A 19,947-nucleotide genomic window follows, 5' to 3' on the forward strand; every position below is an offset into this window, starting at 1 on the left:
CCGGGGTCGCGTCTCCGGGGTCGCGTCTCCGGGGTCGCGTCTCCGGGGTCGCGTCTCCGGAGACGCGGGCCCGGCGGGGCGCGTGCTCCGGACCTGGCCGGAGAGCCGTCTCAAGGACCGATATCCGCGAGCGGAATGTCAGCCTTGACCGGTATTGTCATGTGTCATGAGCCCTGACACTGCTGACAAGCGCGCGTCCCTCCTCGTCTGGGGCGCTCTGGCGATCGTCTACGTGGTGTGGGGATCCACCTATCTCGGCATCATGATCACAATCGAGACGATCCCGCCGCTGACCAGCGGGGCCATGCGGTTCGCCGTGGCCGCCCTGGTCCTGGCCGCCGCGGTCCTGCTGTTCGGCGGGCCGAAGGCGTTCCGGATGACGTGGAAGGAGTTCTGCGGCGCCGCGGTGGTCGGGCTGCTCCTGCTGACCGCGGGCAACGGCATGGTCGCCCTGGCCGAGCAGCACATCTCCAGCGGGCTGGCCGCGCTCCTGGTCGCCTCGGTGCCGCTCTGGCTGGTGATCTTCCGGATCGTCACGCGGGACCGGCCGCGGGTGCTCACGCTGACCGGGGTGCTCGTCGGTTTCGCCGGAGTCGCCGCGCTCTCGCTGACCGGCGGGAACGGCGCCGGGACCACCGCGGGCATCGTGATCATCCTGCTCGCGTCGCTGTCCTGGTCCATCGGGTCGTTCCTGTCCTCGCGCATCCCGATGCCCGCCAACCCCTTCGCCGCGAGCGCGATCGAGATGGTGGCGGGCGCGGCCGGACTGGCGGCGACGGCCACGGTGATGGGCGAGCGGCTGGACCTCGCCGCCGTCTCCGGCCGCTCCTGGGCGGCGCTGGCCTACCTGATCCTGATCGGCTCGCTGGTCGGCTTCACGTCCTACGTGTGGCTGCTGGGCAACGCGCCGATCTCGCTCGTCTCCACCTACGCCTACGTGAACCCGGTCGTGGCGGTCGTCCTGGGCGCGCTGATCCTGAGCGAGCCGGTGACCGTCCCGATGCTGGCGGGCGGCCTGGTGATCGTCGTCGGCGTCGCACTGGTCGTCTCCACCGAGCGCCGCAGGCAGCCCGCGCCCGCGGACGGGGAGCCGGTGGTCGCGGAGGCCACGAGCACGGCGTGACGGGCCGCCCGGCCGGGGAGCGATGTCCCGGCCGGACGATCTCAAGGCGGTCAGGCGCCCCTGAAGGCGGCGGCCGCCGCGAGGAAGGTGTCGTTGGCCTCCGGGCTGCCGATGGAGATCCGCGCGCCCTCGCCCGCGAACGGGCGCACCGCGACGCCCTCGGCCGCGCACGCCGCGGCGAAGTCCAGCGTGCGCTCGCCCAGCCGGAGCCAGACGAAGTTGGCCTCGGTCGCGGGCACCGTCCAGCCCTGGGCGATGAGGGTCTCGCGGACCCGGGTGCGCTCCTTGACCACGGCCTCGACCCGCTCCAGCAGCTCCTCCTCGGCGGCCAGGGAGGCGACCGCGGCGGCCTGGGCCAGGTGGTTGACCGCGAAGGGCACCATCGTCTTCCGCACGGCGGAGGCCACCGGCTCGTTGGCGATCAGGTAGCCGACCCGGAGCCCGGCCAGGCCGTACGCCTTGGAGAACGTCCGCAGCACCGCCACGTTCGGCCGGTCGCGGTAGACCGTCAGGCCGTCGGTGACGTCGGCGTCCCGCACGTACTCCCGATAGGCCTCGTCGAGCACGACGAGCACGTTCTCCGGGACCCGGTTCAGGAACGCCTCCAGCTCGGCCGCGTGCACGGCCGTGCCGGTGGGGTTGTTCGGGTTGCAGACGAAGACCATCCGGGTCTCCGGGGTGATCGCCTCGGCCATGGCCTCCAGGTGGTGGGTCTCCTCCACCAGCGGGACCCGGACCGAGGTCGCCCCGGCCAGGTCGGCCAGGAGCGGGTAGGCCTCGAAGGACCGCCAGGCGTAGACCACCTCGGCGCCCGGCTCGCTGACGGTCTCGAAGAGCTGCTGGGCCACGGTGACCGAGCCCGCGCCGAGCGCGACGTGCTCGGCCGGCACGCCGTACCGCTCGGCGATGGCGTCGGTCAGCTCGGTCGCCGCCGGGTCCGGATAGCGGTGGATCTCCGTCGCCGCCTTCGCGATCGCCTCGACGACCGAGGGCAGCGGGTCGTAGGGGGATTCGTTGGAGGACAGCTTGTAGGACCGGCCGTCGGCCGACACCACGGCCTTGCCCGCCTTGTAAGCAGGCATTGTGTCCAGGATCGCGCGGAAACGAGGCATGGCCTTACTTTAGAGGAGCGGGCGGATGGGGCATCATCCTGCAAGACTGGAGGTGAGAGCATGCCCGACCGGGAGGACGACGTGAGCGCCGCGCCGCTGTCCGAGACCGATTGGCTCATCCTGGATCCGGGCCTTCCGGATCCGCTCATTCCTGATCCGCTTGAGGAGCCGCCGTCGCCCTCGGACTCCGTCCCCGACTGGCTGATCCCGCCGGAGCGCGGCTTCACCGCCGGTGACCTGGACAGACTTCGCGGGCTCCCCCCGCACACCGAGCTGATCGATGGCACTCTCGTCTTCGTGAGCCCCCAGACCCGTTTCCACACGCGCATGCTCTCCCTGCTGGAGCGGGCGCTGAGCACGGCAGCACCCGCCCATATGCGAGTGGAGCGGGAGATGACGGTGAAGCTGGGGCCGCGCCAGCGCCCCGAGCCCGACGTCGTCGTCCTTCATGCGCACGCCGCCACCGATCCGATGTGCACCTTCTACGAAGCGGCCGACGTCCTGCTCGCCGTCGAGGTCGTCTCGGAGGAGTCGGCGGAGCGCGACCGCAAGCGCAAGCCCCAGCTGTACGCCGAGGCGGGCATCCCCCACTTCTGGCGGGTCGAATACGAAAACGACTGCCCCGCCGTGTACGTCCACGAACTCGATCAGGCCGATGGCGTCTACCGGCTCACCGGGACCCACCGCGAGCGGTTGACGCTCTCGCTTCCCTTCGAGGTCGACATCGATCTGACGGAGGCCACCCGGACCTGATCACTGGTGGGCCAGCAGCCACGACAGGCGGCTGCCCGGGTCGGCGGCCAGGTCGGCGAAGGCGCCCTGCTCGGTGACCCGGCCCTCCTCCAGGACCACGACGTGGTCGGCCCTGCGGATGGTGGACAGCCGGTGGGCCACGACCAGGGTGGCCCGGCCCCCGGTCCCGTCCTTCCGGTGATCCTCGCCCCCGGCCTGCCGCCGTCCCGCGCTCGCGGCCTCCAGAGCCTCGGCGAGGCGGGCCTCGTTCTCGGCGTCGAGGTTGGCGACGGCCTCGTCCAGCACCAGGACCGGCGCGTCCACGACCAGGGCGCGGGCGACCGCGACCCGGGCGCGCTGGCCGCCGGAGAGGGCGACGCCGCGCTCCCCGACGACCGTGTCCAGTCCGTCGGGGAGCTCCCCGGGGCCGATCTGCGCGTCGCGCAGCGCCTCCTCGACCGGAGCGCCGGGCGCGCCCAGGCGGACGTTCTCCGCCAGGGAGCCCGCGAACAGGTGCACGTCCTGGGGCACGACGGTGACCAGCCGCCGCAGGTCGGCGTCGGCGAGCTCGCTCAGCGGGATCCCGCCCACGGTGATCCGGCCGTGGTCGGGGTCCCAGTACCGCAGCAGCAGCGAGACGCAGGTCGACTTGCCCGCCCCGGACGGGCCGACGAGCGCCACCGTCCGGCCGGGCCGTACGGTGAACGACACCCCGCGCAGGACCTCGGGCCCGTCGGGGGTGTAGCGGAAGCGCACGTCCTCGAAGACCACCTCGCCCTCCAGCGGCGGTCGCGGCGCGGCGGGCTCGGTCACGTTGGGCGGGGCGGCGACCAGGGCGTGGACCCGCCCGGCCGCGGCCCGCAGCGTGCCGTACTCCTTCAGCAGCAGCGCCACCTGCGAGGCCGGGCCGAGGGAGGCCGCGGCCAGCACCATCGCGACCGGCCCGTGGGCGACCGCCAGCTCGCCGGAGCGGACCAGCGCGGCGACCAGGAGCAGGGTCCCGGCGGCGGCGACGGCCAGCAGCGCGTCGGTGAGCGCGGCCTCCAGGCCGCCCCGGGAGGCGTTGGCCGCCTGCGCCCGCGCGAGCCGGCGGGTCTTGGCGGCCAGCAGGTCCCGCCGCCGCTCCAGCGCGCCGAACGCGGTGATCTCCCGCAGTCCCTGCACGGTGTCCACGACGTCGGAGGTGAGCTCCGCGGTGGCCGCGCGCAGTTCCTCGCCGTGCCGGGAGGAGGTCCTGCGGAGCCAGAACGGCACGGTCAGCACGCACAGCGCCAGCGGGAGCGAGACCGCCGGCAGCACCGGGTCGAGCAGGGCCGCCCCCGCCACCCCGCAGACGAGCACGGTCGCCGCGGTGATCAACTGGGCCAGGGTGTGGGCGAACAGCCACTCCAGGGTCTCGACGTCGGACAGGACGGCGGCCGACAGGTCCCCGCTGCGCCTGCCGAGCAGCCGGGCGGGGGCGATGCGGGCCAGCGCGTCGTAGACCCGGCCGCGCAGCCGCGCCAGCACGAGGTAGGCCAGGTCGTGCGCGACGTACATCTCCCACCAGGTGGCGAGGGTGACGACCGCCACCAGCCCGCCCAGCACTGCGGCCGCCATGTCCAGCGGGGCCGCCTGCCCCGCGACCGTCCGGCCGAGCAGCCAGGCCCCGGTGACGGCGGCGGCCAGAGCCGCGGTCTGGCCGAGCAGGTTGGACAGGAGCGTGGCGGCGAACGCCCGCCGGTGCCCGGCGACGGCCGAGGCCAGCCAGACCATCGGGTGAGCGCCCGCGCGCGGGTCGCCCCCGGGCGGCGGGGCGGCCGTGCCGTCCGGGAGCGGCGGCCGGTCCGCGGCGGTCTTCTCCGGGGAGGGGGTCGGGACACCGGCGGTCATGCGGGGATCTCCTGGGCGGTGACGAGACGGGTGTAGGCGCCGCCGGCGGCGAGCAGGTCGCCGTGGCCGCCGGACTCGGCCACCGCGCCGTCGGCCAGGACGACGATGTGGTCGGCGTCCCGGACGGTCGACAGGCGGTGGGCGATGACCAGGCAGGTACGGCCGTTCCGGGCGCGGGCGAGGGCCCGGGCGATGACGGCCTCGCCCCGGGCGTCCACGTGCGAGGTCGCCTCGTCCAGCACCAGGAGCGGCGCGTCGGCCAGGAGCGCGCGGGCGAGCGCGACCCGCTGGCGCTGGCCTCCGGAGAGCGTGGCGCCGCGCTCGCCCAGCACGGTGGCGTAGCCGTCCGGCAGGGCCGCGATGAAGTCGTGGGCGCCGGCGTCCCGGGCGGCGGCCGCCAGTTCCTCATCGGTGGCGCCGGGCCGGGCCAGGCGGAGGTTGTCGGCGACCGTGCCGTGGAAGAGATAGGTGTCCTGGGCGACGACGGCGATCTGCGCGCGCAGGGCGGCGAGGGTGAGGGTGCGGATGTCGACGCCGTTCAGGGTGACCCGGCCGTGCTGGGGGTCCAGGTGGCGCAGGAGCAGCGAGACGCAGGTGGACTTGCCCGCCCCGGACGGGCCGACCAGGGCGACGGTCCGTCCCGGCTCGGCGGTCACGCTGACGTCCCGTACGGCGGGCCGCTCCCGCCCCGGATAGGTGAAGGTGACGCCCTCGAAGCGCAGTTCCGGGGCGCCGCCCCCGGCCCGTCCCGGCAGGGCGGCGAGGGTACCGGTGTCCGGCGCGGCGGGCCGGGCCGACAGGAGGTCCTCGATGCCGTCCACCGCGGTGATCCCGAGATACCCGGCGTGCCAGTACTCGGAGAGGTTCTTCACCGGCCGGAAGCACTCCACCGCCACCATCAGGACCGCGAACACCTCCCAGGCGCCGGGTCCGGGGGTTCCGGCGCCCGGCGCGGCGAACGCCGCGGCCGCGGCCAGCACGGCGCCCGCCGTACCGGCCTGGATCAGGAACGCGCTCACGCCCGTCTCCACCAGCGAGACCTTGAGCTGGCGCATCGTCGTCTCGTACAGCTCGCGCGCCCGCGTGGCCAGCCGTGCGCCGACCCGGCCCACCGCGCCGAACGCCCGCAGCGTCGCCATGCCCTGCATGGCCTCCAGGTAGTCGGAGGCCAGGTCGGCGAAGGCCGTCCAGCGGGTACGGCCGCGGCGCAGCAGCGTGGCGTCCCAGAACCGGGGAATGATCAGAACCCCCGCGACCGCCGCGCCGAGCACGGCCGCCGCCGTGGGGTTGACCGTGGCCAACCAGGCGACCAGGACCGTCGGCACGGTGAAGGTGATCACCACCTGCGGGAGGTAGCGGCTGAAGTACGGGTCGAGTCCCTCGACGCCGTCCACCAGCGTGGTCTGCGTCTGCCCGGTCCTGGTCCCGGTGAGATGGGCCGGTCCCAGCTCGCCGAGCCTGGTGATGAGCCGGTCCCTCAGTTTCGCCCGGATGAGCGCCCCCGCCCACACGGTCGCCGTCTCCCGCAGCCAGATCAGGGCCGCGCGCGCGGCGATGACCGCGAAGGCCCACAGGAGAAGCGTCACCGCCTCGTCCCAGCGGCCCCGGGCCAGCGCGGCGAGCGAACCCGCCAGCAGCAGCGCCTGGGCCGCGTAGGCCGAGGAGACCGCCAGGCCGAGACCGACGCACACCGCGATCGGCCCCTTGACGTCTCCGGCGAGCTGGATCAGCCTCCGATGAACGATCACTTCGCATCCCTCCCCGGCCCCGCCGGGCCGCCCGCGTCCGTCCCGGATCCGACCCCGTCGTCCCTGTGGGCGCCGTTGGCTCCGTTGGCCCCGTCCCGGCAGGCTCCGTCCCCGCCGGGTCCCACGACGGCGCCGTGCACGATCACGCGCTCCCCCGGCGTCCCGCCGAGCGCGGCCCCCAGGTCGGCCTCCCCCCAGCTGCCGATCGCCCTGGCCCGCAACCCCCGGGCCTGGGCCAGCAGCAGCACCCGGTGCACGGCCATCCCGGCCCGCAGGCACGCCACCCGGTACGCCAGCCATCCCGTCCTCTCCGCCGCCGCGTGCGGGGTCGTGTAGAGCAGCACGGCCGCGGCGTCGGCCAGGAAGGGCTGGCCATGGGCCCATACGGCGAGGGCCGGGCGGGCGTCCCCCCGGCCGACGAGTCCGGTCGCGTCGTACAGCCCGTCCGGCAGGGCGGCGACCAGGCGGGTGCCCGCCAGCAGCGGCGCGGGATCGACCTCGCCGGTGAACGGCGGGAACGCGCTCCTGCGCCTCGTGATCGTCTCGGTCTCGACGTGGGCCGTCTCGGGCGCCTCCCAGACCGCGTCCCGGGTTCCCGGGCCGAGGCGGGCCAGATCCGGGTGGGACCACGACCGCGCCGCGCCGCGGCGCCTCCCGGCCTCCGCGAGCGCCGGGGGCGGGCCGTCCCCCACCCAGGCCGCCGCCAGCGGGTATCCCTCGACCGGCCCGGTGAGCCGCTCCAGCGTCGAGCCGTCCGTCTCCAGCAGGACCCGGCAGCCGACCCCGAGCACGGCCGCCGCGGCGGCGACCGCTCCCAGCGCGTGGCCGAGGTCGAGCAGGAGGCTGGGCAGGCTGCGGGAGCCGTACTTGCGCTCCGTGCGCTCCGGGACCAGGGCCAGGACGATCAGTGCCCCGCCGGCGGGCGCCGGGCCGCTGCCCCGCCCGGTCAGGTCGTCGCCGAGCGGGTCGTAGAAGAAGCGGCCGCCCGAGGTCAGGACGTGGGCGTCGACCGGGTAGCGCGCTCCCGCCGAGGGCACCCGGCGCAGCCGTACGGATCCCACCGCGGGACCGGCCGCCGCCAGGGACAGGCGCAGGAGTTCCCGCAACGTCGAAGTCCTCACGGCGTCCTCAGAAGTCCTCACGGCGTCCTCACAGGTGCGGGGGCGGGGCCAGGGTGATCTCGGGCAGCGGCCGGGTCCACCGGGGGGAGGCCAGGTAGGGGTAGGCGGCGGGGCTGTTGGGAAGCAGGCCGCTCACCGCGACCCGCGCCACCCGCAGCGGCGTCTCGGCGATGTCCCGGGTGGTCAGGTCGACGACGACGATCCGGTGGCCGGACAGCGCGGCGAAGGGATCGGCGCCCGCCGGGATCTCGTCGACGCCGACGGTCCCGGCCGCGGGACGGGTGAACCGGCGCAACATCGGATGCATGCGCTCGTCGAGCCAGACCTGGGCCTGGGCGGCGAGGTCGCGGACCGCGGCGAAGTCCTCGCCCACGTCGTCCAGGTAACGCCGGTCGGCCCGCCACGGCAGGTAGGCGTGCCTGGCCAGGATGCCGCGCTTCATCGCCTCGAAGGCCGCGCCGTCCTCCGACAGCAGCCCTCGCGAGGCGATCCACACCTGCACCGCCTCCATGGCCGCCTTGTGGCAGGCCTCGGCGGGGTCGCTGCGGCAGGCGAACCCGGCCGCGGCGATGCGGAGCTCCGGATCGTAGGCGAGAGCCGCGATCACCGGCACCCCCTGCCCTCCCGGGACCTCGACCAGGCTCAGCTCCAGCCGGGACCCGGCCCACGCCTCGCGCAGCCCCGGCACCGAATCGACGCCGATTCCCCGGGCGGGCAGGTCGAGCCCCCACCACAGGGTGACGGCGTCCCGCTCGACGACCTCCAGCAACGCCCGGCGGGCGGCGTCGGCCAGGCCCACGCCGCAGGCGACGCCCGCGTAGTTGAGATGGTGGTGGCGGGGCTCGCGGCGCCGGGGGCCCTGGTGCCAGTTGAGGTACGTCCACGAGCCGGGGACCAGGCAGGGCACGCCCCGGATCCCGTCTCCTCCCGCTGCGGGCCCTGCGGCGTCGAGCTCGACGCCCTCCGCCCAGAGGATCTCCTCGCCCTCGGCCCACGGCCGGTAGGGGAAGGCCGTCCTGCCGTACTGCTCGGGCGCGAATCCCGGCAGGTCCTGCGGGCCCAGGTGCCGCACGCCCCGCCGGACCAGCTCGGCGACGCTCGCCCGGCGCAGGTCCGCGGGGATGTTGTTGCCGCAGTAGCGCTCGACGGCCTCGCCGACGGCGGCCCGCCGGGCGCTCTCCTCGTCGCCGAACGACGTCCCGGCGGCCACCTGGTCGGCGAGCCAGACGCCGACCCTGCGCGTGTCGGACACCTCGGCGATCAGGCAGCGGTAGGAGTCGGGCATGCCGTCCAGGCGCGGGTAGGGCACGATCCGGCGGATCACGCCGCACACCGGGTCGACGAGCGCCTCTGGCGTGATCATCAGGGAGCCTCCTGGAGCTCTTTGACGGGATCGGCGGTCCACGCCGGATCCGGGACGACCGGGAGGAGGAGCCGGGCTCCGGTGACGCTCCGGGCGGACGGGAGCAGCGTGCGGGCGGTGAGCGGATCCTCGGCGGTGTGCGGGTGGCGCACGTGGAGGGGGAAGTGGTGCCCGGCGACCTCCACGCGCAGCCGGGCGCCCTCGGGGAAGCGGTGCACGATCGTCGGCAGGCTGAGCCGCTGGAGACCGGCCCGGTCCCGCCCGGCGGCCGTACGGCCGGGACGCGGGCCCACGGCGTCGTGATCACCGGGGCGCAGGCCGCCGTCTTCATGGTCACCGGAGCTCAGGCCACCGCCTTCATGGTCGGCCACCGCGTGGCCGAGCTGGACGGCCCTGCCGTCGGGGTGCTCCTCCGCCAGCCGTACGGCCCAGTGGCCCTCCCCGATTCCGGCGAAGGTCACCGCCGGCCGGCCCGCCACCGTGACCGCCCGCTCGAACGGATCCGTACGGAACACGACGACATCGGCCCTTCCCGCGTCGGAGGTGACGTCCACCGGTCCCATCCGCGAGGGGAACGGGTCGCCGGGGTCCGCGACGAACGCGCCGCCGCCGGGAAGGTCCATCTCGGCGATCCGGGTCCCCGGCCACTCGTCCCCGTGATCCCGGACCTGACCGACTGGGGTCCGTGCCCCCTCGCCTCCGGTGGCCCGGATCCGCCGGAGCCACGGAGGTTCCCCGGGCCCCTGCCCCGCCAGCCAGCGGTCGTCGCCCTCGGCCGCCAGCAGCACGGTCGAGGGCGGGTCGCCCGCCAGGAGGCGGTCGATCCACGTCATGATCAGCCGGGCCGCCGGCACCCGGTGTCCGGGGGCGATCGGCCGGTCGCCGTTGCGCTCCCGGTTCACCAGGCCGAGGTCGTGCTGCCACGCCCCGACGACCAGCGTGCGCGGCCCGCGCGCCCGGCGCCACAGGTCCACCGCGTCGTCCAGGAACGGGTCGTGCAGCCCGGCGACGCTGAGCAGCGGCACCCGCACGTCGGCGCGCGGAGGCGCCGGATCACGCCAGGCGCGCTCCCATCCGGGGAGCGGCACGCCGAGCCGGGCGGGCAGGTCGGTGACGGGCAGGTGCCGCAGGGCGTCCGGGTCGTCGGCGATCCTGGTGTCGAGCAGGCCCACGCGCTCGGTGCGTCCGTCGCCGTAGGTCGTCCACCACCAGGCATGGGAGTACAGCTTCGGCACCCCTCCCGGCTCCCTGGCGACGGCCCCCAGCGCGGGCACCGCCGAGATCACCCCGGCGACGCCCTCCGGCTCCCCGGCTGCCGCCTCGACCGCGCAGAACGCCCCGTACGACGACCCGTAGAGGATCACCCGTCCGTCGCACCACGGCCGGCCGAGCACCCACCGCAGCAGTTCCCGCCCGTCCTCGCGCTCGTGGACGTACGGCTCCCACCGTCCGCCGGACTCGTACCGGCCCCGGACGTCCTGGACCACCGCCGCGATCCCGCGCCGCGCCCACCCGTGCGCCTCCGCCAGGTGCCGTGTCCTGCCGTACGGCGTGCGCATCACGATCACCGGGTGCCGCCCGTCCGCGGAGGGGAGCACGGCATCGGCCACCAGTTCCGTCCCGTCGTGGCCGGGGACCCGCACCGCGCCGTGGAGCACGGTCATGCGGACCTCCGGGGCTCGACGGGGGGCAGCGGCAGGATCGGGTGGTCCGTCACCGTCAGTTCCACGCTGTCGACCAGCCGCAGCCTCCGCGCCCCGGTCACCGCGCGGCGGCCCGCCCCGTCCGCCCGGGCCACCTGATCCGCCAGGTCGGCGGCCAGGACGGCGGCGACGAAGGCGGCCTGGGCGGGGCCGATCGGGGAAGGGCCCCTGCGGCGTTCCTCCCCGGAGGCCGTCCAGTAGGCCAGCAGGTGTTCGGGGGACTCGCTGGCCGCCAGGCGACGGGCCCGCACGTCGGCGTGGGTGACGTCGTCCGGGCCGAGGGCGACGGGCTCGACCACGATGGTGGCGCCCTCGACCGAGCAGCGCTGCCAGGCGATCCCGCGCCGGGTGAGCAGGGCGTCGAGCGATGTCCACTCCGCGGGCGGATGGCCGTCGCAGCACCAGGTCACGGCCGCGTAGCCGGTGGGCACGGGCTCCGTGTCGGAGGGCGCGGCGGGGACGGGCGCCCCGCCGGGCGCGTCCGCACGCAGGCCGTCAACACGCAGGCCATCCGCACAGCCGTCCACACGGAGAACGTCCGTGCGCAGGACATCCGCTCCCATCCGGCCGAGCAGCTCGCCCAGCGCGGCGGCGATCGCTCCCTCGCCCACGACCGCCACGGGGCCGGGCCACCGCAGCGGCTCCCGGTCGGTGACCAGTCCTCTGGCCTCGAACGCGCCGAGGGTCTCCCGGTCCATGAGGTCCGGGTCCTCGCCGAGCTCCCGGTTGACGCGGAGGAACTCTCCGGAGGGCGTTCTCAGCACCGTCTCACCGGCCACCGGAAAGATCTCCACGCCTGGCGCGAAGGTCCGCAGCGCCATCGGCTCTCCTGTCTGCGAAGGGAGCGCCGCGCATCCCGAGAGACACGCGGCACCCCACAGGGATCAGGCCTCGTCGTCGAACAGGTCGGCGACGAGGGCGTGGTTGCAGGTCGGGTGAGCCGCCGCCGCGGGGGCGGGGTTCACGATCGCCGAGAACACCGGCACGTCGTCGTAGGACTCCATGGGCTACCTCCTGAGATTTCTGGACTTTTGCGCTCTCGGGCCCTTGGCGCGGAGCCAGCGTAAATGATAATGATTTTCATGTCTATGCTTAGAAAATGATTTTCGTTCTCCTTGGAGGTCAGATGCCCGACAAGCTCGTCGGCCGCGCCGGAGCCGTGGGCCTGCTCGCCCTGGCTCTGTTCGCCCCCACCGCCGCCGCAGCCGCGTCCGCACCCCCGCACCCCGGCGATCAGGTCACGAGCGGGGAAACCGAAGCCGCCCGGGCCGCCTCGCCCGGAGCGACGGACCAGGCTTACGACACCCGGACGGGAACCGGGTCCCGCCTGGTCGTCGCCGACCCCGCCGCGAGCCAGGTGCACATCTACGCGATCCCGTCCCACCGCAGGGCCGCCACCATCACCGGCCGGACCCCGTCGAGCCACGCCGGCATGCTCTCCCTGCGCGACGGCCGGGTGCTCTTCGTCGACGAGACTCACCACGAGCTCGTCGCCCTGCAGGTGACGGGCGTCCCCCGGATCGTCGGCGCGGTCCCGCTGCCCGAGGGGGAGGTCACGCACATCGCCGTCGACCCGGCCAACCGCTACGCCGTCGTGGCCGCGGCCGAGGAGCACGACCACGAGGAGGAGTCCCAGGAGACCGGCGAGGAGGAGGGGCACGGCATCCTCACCCTCGTCGACCTGCGCACCTACGCGCCCTCCAGCGTCGAGGTGCACAGCGGCCACCCCGGCGTCATGCTCGGCGGGGAGCCCTTGACCGTCCTGCACCGCAACGACGCCGACAACACGCTGGAGACCTTCCCCGTCTCAGCGATCCTGGCCGGTGCGGGCGGCCACCTGGAGCCTTCCTCCAGCGTCCCGACCGGGGCCGCCGGGCACGGCGAGGCCCTGGCCGGCGACCTGGCGATGACGGCGACCGACGCCGGTCTCGACACGGCCCGGCTCCGGGCGGGCTCCCTGACCCCGGTCAGGACCGTGCCCTGGCCCGCGGAGACCGGTCGCGCCTTCTACGTGCGGCTGAGCGCCGACGGACGGAACCTGGTCACCTACACCTCCAACGAGTCCGGCGACGACTGGCAGAACTGGCTGCACGACGCCTTCCTCGTCGACCCGGCCACCGGCCGGTCCGTCACCACCCGCCTGGGCTCCGGGTTCCTGTTCCGGTTCGGACTGTCCGACCGGTACGCCGGTTACGTGCTCCAGCAGCCGGGCGGGGACAAGGTCTCCTTCGTCGACGTCCGTCCCGGCTCGTCGCACTACGGAAAGATCACCGCGAACGTCCAGCTCGGCTCCCTGCCGGGCGGACCGGCCGTCGGCTCGTCCCCCTGGGGCACGCAGGGCCGCCGGATCGCGCTGGACCCCACCGGCGCCCTCGCCTACGTCAGCGGCGGCGGCACCGGGCGGATCAGCGTGATCTCCCCCGACCACGGCCGGACCGTGGGCGCCATCACCACCCCCACCCGGCTGGACGGCGGCGGCGCCCTGACCGTCGTCACCCCCGGCCGGTCCGACGCCGACACCGTCGGCCGCTGAGGAGCACGGCAGCATGCTGCGTAGATTCCCCTCCGGCAGGTTCCCCTCTGCCAGGTTCTCCTCCCGCAGGTTCCCGTCCGGTGGATTCGTGCCCGCCCTCCTCCTCGCCGCCCTGCTGAGCGGATGCGGCGCCGGAGCCTCCCCCTCGCAGGAGGCCGGGGCGACGGCATCGGGCGCGCCGAAGACGACCGCTGCGGCATCGGGCGCGCCCGCCGTCCAGGTCACCCCGGTGACGGCCGCGCTGACCGTCACCGACCCGGCGGGCAAGCAGGTCACCCTCACGAAGAAGCCGGAGCGGGTCGTCTGCCTCACCGGCCTCTGCGACGACATGCTCGTCGAGCTCGGCCTCACCCCCGCCGCGACGACCACGCCCAAGCTCCTGGCCCGCCCCGACTACCTGGGCGCCGCCGCCGGACGGGTCCCGGTCATCCCGGGCAGCTTCGGCGGCGAGGACGTCGCGAAGATCGCCGAGCAGCGGCCGGACCTGGTCATCGGGCTCGCCGGGGTGCACGACCAGCTCAGGACCGCGGTGGAGAAGTTCGCCCCGCTGTGGGTGGTGGAGGTCAAGAGCTACGAGGACTCCGTCGGCTACCTGCGCGCCCTCGCCCGGCTCACCGACCGGGGCGCTCAGCAGGCCGGGGCCGAGCTGAGGTTCCGTACCAAACTGGCCGAGGGCACGGCCACCGCGAAGGCCCGGAAGCTCGACGGCACGACCGTGCTCGCCATGTACGGCGGAAGCTCGGTGGGCGTGAACACCACCGACGACGTGCTCGGCGACTTCATGTCGGAGTTCTTCTCCTACCCCTGGCCCAGCAAGGGAGGCGGCTTCGAAACCGCTCAGGCCTACAGTGTGGAGGAGATCCTCGCCAAGGCGCCTGATGTGATCTTCATCCAGTCCTTCACCTTCGGCCCCGACTCCAAGACGGTGACGGAGACGCTCAAGGACAACCCCGTGTGGAAGCGGGTCCCCGCCGTGGCCAACGACAGGGCCTTCGAGGTCCAGCCCGAGCTGTGGGCCTCCGGCCGCGGGACGAGGGCCTTCGGCATCATCCTCGACGAGGCCCTCGCCAAGGTCGCCGGTTGAGCCAGGCGTCACCTCCCCGCGTCACCGCCCCGCCCGGAGGCGCGCGCGGACGCCTGTCCGCAGGCCCGCGCACAGGACGGCGCGCCGTCCTGATCGTGGCGGCGGCCGTCGCCGTCCTGGCCCTGGCCGCCGTCTGCCTGGGGCAGCCGGTGATCCCGCCGCACCGGCTGCCCGCCGTGCTGGGCGACCGGGCCTCGGTGGAATTCGTGGTGCTGTGGGAGCTGCGGGTGCCCCGGCTCGCCGTCGCCGTCTTCGGCGGCGCGGCGATCGGGGCGGCCGGGCTGCTGCTGCAGGAGGCTCTGCGCAACCCGCTGGCGGTCCCGGAGCTGCTCGGGGTGTCCTCCGGGGCCGCGCTGGCGGTGGCGGTCTGCGTGGTGTGGGCGCTGCCGGTGCCGTACGGGCTGCACCCGCTGCTCGGACTGGCCGGCGCGGCCGGCGGCGGGGCGCTGTGCCTGGTCGCGGCCCGCACCGCGCGCAGCGCCTCGGCGACGCTGCTGGTCGGCGCCGCGGTCTCCACCGCGATCCAGGCGCTGCTGCTGGCGGTGATGGCCACCGCCGAACGCATCCAGTACGACATGTTGTTCCGCTACCTCGTCGGCAGCCTGACCGGCGTCATGTGGGAGCAGGCCGCGCACGTGCTGCCCTGGTCCCTCCTCGCGATCCCGCTGGTGGTCCTCTGCGTGCCGGTGCTCGGGCTGCTGCGGCTCGGCGACGACACCGCCGCCGCTCTCGGCAGCCGGGTGAGCCGTGCCCGGCTGGGCGTGCTGGCCGTGGCCTCGCTGCTGATCGGATGCGTGACCGGACCGTGCGGGCCGCTGGCATGGGTGGGGTTCGTCGCGCCGCTGCTGGCGCGCCGGCTGCGGCCCCGCGGCGAGGCCGGGACGTGGCTGCCCTGGTCGGCCGCGCTCGGCGCGCTGGTGGTCCTGGCCGCCGACCTGGTGGCCCGGCTCGCCCTCGCCCCGGTGGAGACGCCGCTCGGCGCGTGGACCGCCCTGCTCGGCGTTCTGGCGGGGGCCGTCCTGCTGCGCGGGGAGGCGGCGCGTCCGCGCACGGCCGCGGCGCGGGACGGACGAGCGGGGGGATCGCGGTGAGACGGCTCGCCTCGATCCTGGTGATCGCCCTGCCCGCGACCGTGCTGGCGCACCTGCTGGCTCCCGGCATCGGGGACCTGGGCACGCTGCTGGGACCCGCCGGCACCCTGGAGCACCGGATCATGTGGGAGCTGGGCGTGCCCCGGCTGCTGGCCGCGCTGCTGACCGGTGCGGCGCTCGGCGTGTCCGGGCTGGTCCTCCAGCTCACCCTCCGCAACCCGCTGGCCGCCCCCGAGCTGACCGGGGTCAACCCCGGCGCGGTGCTGGGCATCCTGACCGGGCTGACGTTCGGGCTGTTCCCGGCCGACTCCGCGGGCGGCGCGCTGGCCGCCGCGCTCGCCGGGAGCGCCCTGGGCGGGTCGGCGACCTGGCTGCTCACCTCCCGGGACCCCGGCAGGGCCGTCGTGTACGGCCTGCTCGGCAGCGCGCTGCTGGCCGGGCTGGTCACCCTCCTGCTGGCCTACCAGCCCAGCCGCTTCGGCAACGCGTTGCGCTGGCTCGTCGGGTCGGTCCAGGGGCGGGTCTGGGAGCACCTGGGGTTCACCTGGTGGTGGATCACCGGATGGATCCTGCTGATCTGGGCCGGATCGGCGGTGCTCGGCGTGCTCGCCCCCGGCGACGACCACGCCGCCGGGCTGGGCCTGCGCCCGGGAGCCGCCCGCGCGGCGGCGCTGACGGCGGCGACCGCGCTGGCGGCGGGCGCGGCGAGCCTGGCCGGGGCGGTGGCCTTCGTCGGCCTGGTCGTCCCGCACGCGGCCCGGTGGCTGGCGGGGGCCGACCCGAGGAGGACCGTGCCGGTGGCGGCCGTCGCCGGGGCCGCGGCGATCGCCGGCGCCGACGCGGTCGCCCAGTTCGCCGACCGCCTGATGGCCGGCGCGGAGGTCACCCAGCGGCTGGGTGTCCCCACCGGCGTGGTGACCGCCCTGGCGGGAGCCGCCGTACTGGTGACCGTGGCGCGCAGGGCCGCCCACGTCCCCGGGTGATGACGACGACAGGAGAGAGATGACCGGGATGATCGCTGTCAGCGGGCTGGAGTTCGGCTACGGGGACCGCACGGTGCTCGACGGGATCGATCTGACCGTCGGGCACGGCGAACTCGTCGCGCTGGTGGGTGTGAACGGCTGCGGCAAGAGCACCCTGCTACGGCTCATCGCGGGGCTGCTGACCCCGCGCCGGGGCGCCGTCCGCCTCGACGGGACGGACCTGGCGAGCCTGTCCCGGCGGGAGGTGGCCCGGCGGCTGGCCGTACTGCACCAGGCCCTGGCGCCCGTCCCCGGCCTGACCGTGCGCCAGCTCGTACGGCAGGGCGGATACCCGCACCGGGGCCCGCTCGGCATGCTCGGCGCGCCCGGCGACGGGGTGGCCGAGGAGGCGATGGAACTCACCGGGGTGGCCCACATGGCCGACCGGGTGCTGGACACCCTCTCCGGCGGGGAGCGCCAGCGGGTACGGCTGGCGCTGGCCGTCGCCCAGCGCAGCCCGATCCTGCTGCTGGACGAGCCGACCGCCCACCTGGACGTCCGCCACCAGCTGGAGGTGCTCGCGCTGGTCCGCCGGTTGCGCGACAGCCGGGACCTCACCGTGCTGGCCGTGCTGCACGAGCTGGACCACGCGGCCCGCTTCGCCGACCGGATCGTCGCCCTGGCCGGCGGACGTGTCGCCGCCGACGGCCCGCCCCGCGAGGTCGTCACCGAGGAGTTGCTGGCGGCCGTGTTCGGGGTGCGGGGGCGGGTGGTGTACGACGAGCGCAACGACGCCCCCCACTGTTTCCTGGACCACCCGCTCGACGGGGCCCGCGCCCCCGCCGTCCCCGACCCCGCCGCCCCAGACCCCGAGCCCGCAGTCGCTCCTTGAGTGAGCGGTCAGTCCTTGAGCGAGCGGAGCATCGGGGGGTGCAGCAGCTCCGCCGGGCCGCGGCGGTAGAGCTTGGCGGGGCGGCCGCCGTCGCGGGTGGTGGTCCGCCCGGTCGGGATGAGGAAGCCCTCGGCGTTGGTGACCTTGCGATGGAAGTTGCGCGGGTCCAGGGACCGGCCCCAGACGATCTCGTAGACCCGGCGCAGGTCGGCGACGGTGAACTCGGCCGGGCAGAAGGCGGCCCCCAGCGAGCTGTACTCCAGCTTGGCGCGGGCCCGCTCGATGCCGTCCACCATGATGCGGCGGTGGTCGAAGGCCATCGTCGCCAGGTCCTTGACCGGCTGCCAGCTCATGTGCGCCTCCCGGGAGGCGGGCAGATCGGGGGCGAGACCCAGATAGGCGACGCTCAGCACGCGCTGGCGGGGGTCGCGGTCGGGGTAGCCGTACGTCTGGAGCTGCTCCAGGTGGACCGGGGCGCCGGGCAGGCCGGCCCGCTCGGCGAGAACCCGGGCGGCGGCGGCCGGCAGATCCTCGTCGAGCTGGATGAAACCGCCCGACAGGGCCCAGCGCCCTTCGTAGGGCGGCTTGTCCCGCAGCCAGACGAGCGCGCTCAACTCCTGCCCCCGCACCGTGAGGACGACCAGGTCCACGCTGACGGGGACGCGCGGCACAGGAGAGGTCACGGCAGGCACGTTACACCGGTCACAGGGATATGCGGACGTGCAACGGCTCGGCCGCCTCGCGCCCGTCGGGCCCGGTGACCCGGATCCGCACCCAGGCGTCGGCGGGCACCTGGGTCCAGTCGAAGGGCACCCACGCCGTCGTCATCCCGGCGGGCGTGCCCTCCGGCGGCGGCGCGAGGTTCACCCCGGCGACCTCGACCGTCCTGGGCGTCTGCCCCTCCCAGCCGATCTCCGCCTTCGTCCCCATGGGGATGTTGTATCCGCGGATCTCTATGCCGTCCTGGATGTCACGCGGGAGCCGTACGGCGTCCACCGGGATGGGCCGGTCGTGGTCGCGGGCGATCTCCTCGGCCAGCGACGGGGTTCCCGGGGCGGCGCAGGTGAAGAAGTCGCTCCACATGTAGGAGACGACCTTGGAGACGTAGCGGCCGACCTGGGTGACGGCCCGGTCGAGCCGTTCCTTGTCCGTGCGCCCCCGGGTCCCGGTGCGGGTGCCGCAGGGCTCGGCCCCGGAGGGCTCGAACGCCTCGACGTTGGCCCACAGCTGCACGTCGTAGCCCTGCTCGACCATCCGGGTCCGGGCCGCGGCCATCTCCCGGTAGTAGTCGCGGGTCGAGCCGTGATAGGCGTCGCCGTTGTCCAGGCCCTCCCCGACCACCGGCCGGAGCCGCTCGTCCACCGGTTCGTCGCGCTCGTCCGGCCAGAACAGCCCGACCTTGCCGGTGCCCCGGCTGTCCTGCGGCGCGACGATGCCGACGCCGGTCCTGGCCAGCGCCTCGAACCCGGCGGCCACCTCCCTGGGGGTGGCGCTGAACGCCTTGTCCTTGCGCGCCTCCAGGTAGGGGCTGACCAGGATCGGCTTGTCCGGCATCACCTGCTGGACGATCTCGTGCTGGGAGGCGTAGACCTTGAGCGTCGGATTGTCCTTGGCCGCGACCTCGGGGTCGTCCGAACCGGAGTAGGCCATGTCGCGCATCTGGAGCTCGAACGGCTGGTAGAAGCCGCCGAGCGAGGCGCGGCCCTGGAAGCGGTTGCCGTAGTCCTGCAGGATGCGCCGGGTGAGCGTGGTGAGGGTCTCGACGCCGCGCTCGGAGGCCCGGGTGGCCTGGCCCGGGTCGCGCGGGGCCAGCGGCAGCGCGGGGAAGACCTTCATGCCGAACTGGTCGCCGAGGTCGAGCAGCTCGGTGAGGCTGTCCTCCTTCGCGGCGGCGATCAGGATCACGTGGTAGGCCCGGCCTCGGGAGCGGAGGTTCTCGCAGGTGGCGTCGTCGCTGCCGTCCTCGGGAGCGATGATCCGGTAGAAGACGGTGTCGTCGTCCACCTCGATCTTCTTCTCCACCTCGGGGCAGCGGAAGACGCCGGGCCCGAACGCCTCGTCGGTCCGGTAGACGAACGTCCAGCTGATCCGGTTGCCCGGGTTCAGCGCCGCCAGGTCGCGTTCGGCCGCGGCCACGCAGGGCACGCCGTCCTCCTCGCACGGCGCGTAGCGGTTGTCCACCGCTCCTTCCTTGTCGAGGACCTTGCCCTCCTCGTCGACCTGCCGGGCCTGCAGGCCCCAGCCGATCCGGATCACGGTGTCGCCGCCGACCTGGTGGATGGCGCGGAACTGTCCGCGCCAGGTGCAGTGGTCGGCGGTCGGGATGAGCCAGTAGCCCGTCACCGCGTACGGCGCCTTCACCGCCGTGTCGAACGTTCCACACGGGTCGGTGAACGCGCTGACCGCGGGGGTGGGCGAGGCGGCCGGGGCGGAGGGGGAGGCGATCGGCGAGCTGTCACTGGAGGGAGTGGAGTCGTCGGGCGGCAGAACCAGCATGACCGCCGCCACAGCGGCGAGGATCGCCACGCCGAGCAGAGCCGTGAACCAGCGCACGTTCAGGACACTACCGTTCTCGTGATCAGAGCGATGTAAGGAAGCCCGGCGCACCGGA

General features: G+C 74.6%; 16 protein-coding genes. 7 read left to right on the forward strand and 9 right to left on the reverse strand.

Features of this window, described 5'->3' with window-relative positions; genetic code table 11:
• Window positions 1–166: 166 nt before the first annotated feature.
• Window positions 167–1,123, forward strand: a complete 957-nt coding sequence (locus tag Plo01_RS07320; RefSeq protein ID WP_203889748.1) for an EamA family transporter — start codon at window positions 167–169, stop codon at window positions 1,121–1,123.
• 50 nt (window positions 1,124–1,173) lie between these two features.
• On the opposite strand, the gene hisC is transcribed toward Plo01_RS07320, so the two are convergent.
• On the reverse strand, window positions 1,174–2,235 hold the full coding sequence (gene hisC, locus Plo01_RS07325) for a histidinol-phosphate transaminase (protein WP_203889749.1): 1,062 nt from the start codon (window positions 2,233–2,235) through the stop codon (window positions 1,174–1,176).
• A gap of 60 nt (window positions 2,236–2,295) precedes the next feature.
• On the opposite strand from hisC, the gene Plo01_RS07330 reads away from it, so the two are divergent.
• Window positions 2,296–2,988 (forward strand): Uma2 family endonuclease, encoded by a 693-nt coding sequence (locus Plo01_RS07330; RefSeq protein WP_203889750.1) that lies wholly within the window; start codon window positions 2,296–2,298, stop codon window positions 2,986–2,988.
• Here Plo01_RS07330 and Plo01_RS07335 read toward each other — a convergent pair whose 3' ends face one another.
• Genes Plo01_RS07335 through Plo01_RS07360 form a run of 6 tightly spaced genes read right to left on the reverse strand, consistent with a single transcriptional unit; the run spans window position 2,989 to window position 11,595 of the window.
• Entirely contained in the window at window positions 2,989–4,839 is a 1,851-nt protein-coding gene (locus tag Plo01_RS07335) for an ABC transporter ATP-binding protein (protein WP_203889751.1), read from the reverse strand.
• Window positions 4,836–6,587: an ABC transporter ATP-binding protein/permease gene (locus Plo01_RS07340; RefSeq protein WP_203889752.1), complete on the reverse strand. Its 1,752-nt coding sequence runs from the start codon at window positions 6,585–6,587 to the stop codon at window positions 4,836–4,838. Before Plo01_RS07340 ends, Plo01_RS07335 begins: the two co-directional genes overlap by 4 nt.
• On the reverse strand, window positions 6,584–7,708 hold the full coding sequence (locus Plo01_RS07345; RefSeq protein WP_203889753.1) for a nitroreductase family protein: 1,125 nt from the start codon (window positions 7,706–7,708) through the stop codon (window positions 6,584–6,586). Before Plo01_RS07345 ends, Plo01_RS07340 begins: the two co-directional genes overlap by 4 nt.
• A gap of 28 nt (window positions 7,709–7,736) precedes the next feature.
• Window positions 7,737–9,071 carry a YcaO-like family protein gene (locus tag Plo01_RS07350; RefSeq protein WP_203889754.1) on the reverse strand — a complete coding sequence of 445 codons (1,335 nt, stop codon included), beginning with the start codon at window positions 9,069–9,071 and terminating at the stop codon, window positions 7,737–7,739.
• Entirely contained in the window at window positions 9,071–10,735 is a 1,665-nt protein-coding gene (locus Plo01_RS07355; protein WP_203889755.1) for a CocE/NonD family hydrolase, read from the reverse strand. The genes Plo01_RS07350 and Plo01_RS07355 overlap by 1 nt, the downstream gene beginning before the upstream one ends.
• On the reverse strand, window positions 10,732–11,595 hold the full coding sequence (locus tag Plo01_RS07360; protein WP_203889756.1) for a hypothetical protein: 864 nt from the start codon (window positions 11,593–11,595) through the stop codon (window positions 10,732–10,734). The genes Plo01_RS07355 and Plo01_RS07360 overlap by 4 nt, the downstream gene beginning before the upstream one ends.
• 305 nt (window positions 11,596–11,900) lie before the next feature.
• Between Plo01_RS07360 and Plo01_RS07365 the strand changes: the two genes are divergently transcribed.
• From Plo01_RS07365 to Plo01_RS07385, 5 genes are read left to right on the forward strand one after another with little or no spacing between them, the layout of a single operon-like run.
• A complete protein-coding gene (locus tag Plo01_RS07365; RefSeq protein ID WP_203889757.1) occupies window positions 11,901–13,307 on the forward strand; it encodes a YncE family protein in 1,407 nt (468 codons plus the stop codon).
• Window positions 13,308–13,320: 13 nt separating this feature from the next.
• Window positions 13,321–14,391, forward strand: coding sequence for an ABC transporter substrate-binding protein (locus Plo01_RS07370; protein WP_203889758.1), 1,071 nt, complete (start codon window positions 13,321–13,323; stop codon window positions 14,389–14,391).
• The gene (locus Plo01_RS07375) at window positions 14,388–15,482 is read left to right on the forward strand and encodes a FecCD family ABC transporter permease (RefSeq protein ID WP_203889759.1); all 1,095 of its coding nucleotides are present in this window, start codon (window positions 14,388–14,390) and stop codon (window positions 15,480–15,482) included. Before Plo01_RS07370 ends, Plo01_RS07375 begins: the two co-directional genes overlap by 4 nt.
• The gene (locus tag Plo01_RS07380; RefSeq protein ID WP_203889760.1) at window positions 15,479–16,465 is read left to right on the forward strand and encodes an iron chelate uptake ABC transporter family permease subunit; all 987 of its coding nucleotides are present in this window, start codon (window positions 15,479–15,481) and stop codon (window positions 16,463–16,465) included. The genes Plo01_RS07375 and Plo01_RS07380 overlap by 4 nt, the downstream gene beginning before the upstream one ends.
• A gap of 28 nt (window positions 16,466–16,493) precedes the next feature.
• Window positions 16,494–17,336 (forward strand): ABC transporter ATP-binding protein, encoded by an 843-nt coding sequence (locus tag Plo01_RS07385; protein ID WP_203889761.1) that lies wholly within the window; start codon window positions 16,494–16,496, stop codon window positions 17,334–17,336.
• Window positions 17,337–17,344: 8 nt separating this feature from the next.
• On the opposite strand, the gene Plo01_RS07390 is transcribed toward Plo01_RS07385, so the two are convergent.
• Together Plo01_RS07390 and Plo01_RS07395 are read right to left on the reverse strand one after the other, a co-directional pair.
• Window positions 17,345–18,019, reverse strand: a complete 675-nt coding sequence (locus tag Plo01_RS07390; protein ID WP_239315996.1) for an NUDIX hydrolase — start codon at window positions 18,017–18,019, stop codon at window positions 17,345–17,347.
• A gap of 19 nt (window positions 18,020–18,038) precedes the next feature.
• Window positions 18,039–19,889, reverse strand: coding sequence for a DUF4434 domain-containing protein (locus Plo01_RS07395; protein ID WP_203889763.1), 1,851 nt, complete (start codon window positions 19,887–19,889; stop codon window positions 18,039–18,041).
• Window positions 19,890–19,947 lie beyond the last annotated feature (58 nt).

Origin of the sequence: Planobispora longispora, from assembly GCF_016863135.1 — a bacterium.
GTDB classification, from domain to species: Bacteria; Actinomycetota; Actinomycetes; order Streptosporangiales; family Streptosporangiaceae; genus Planobispora; species Planobispora longispora.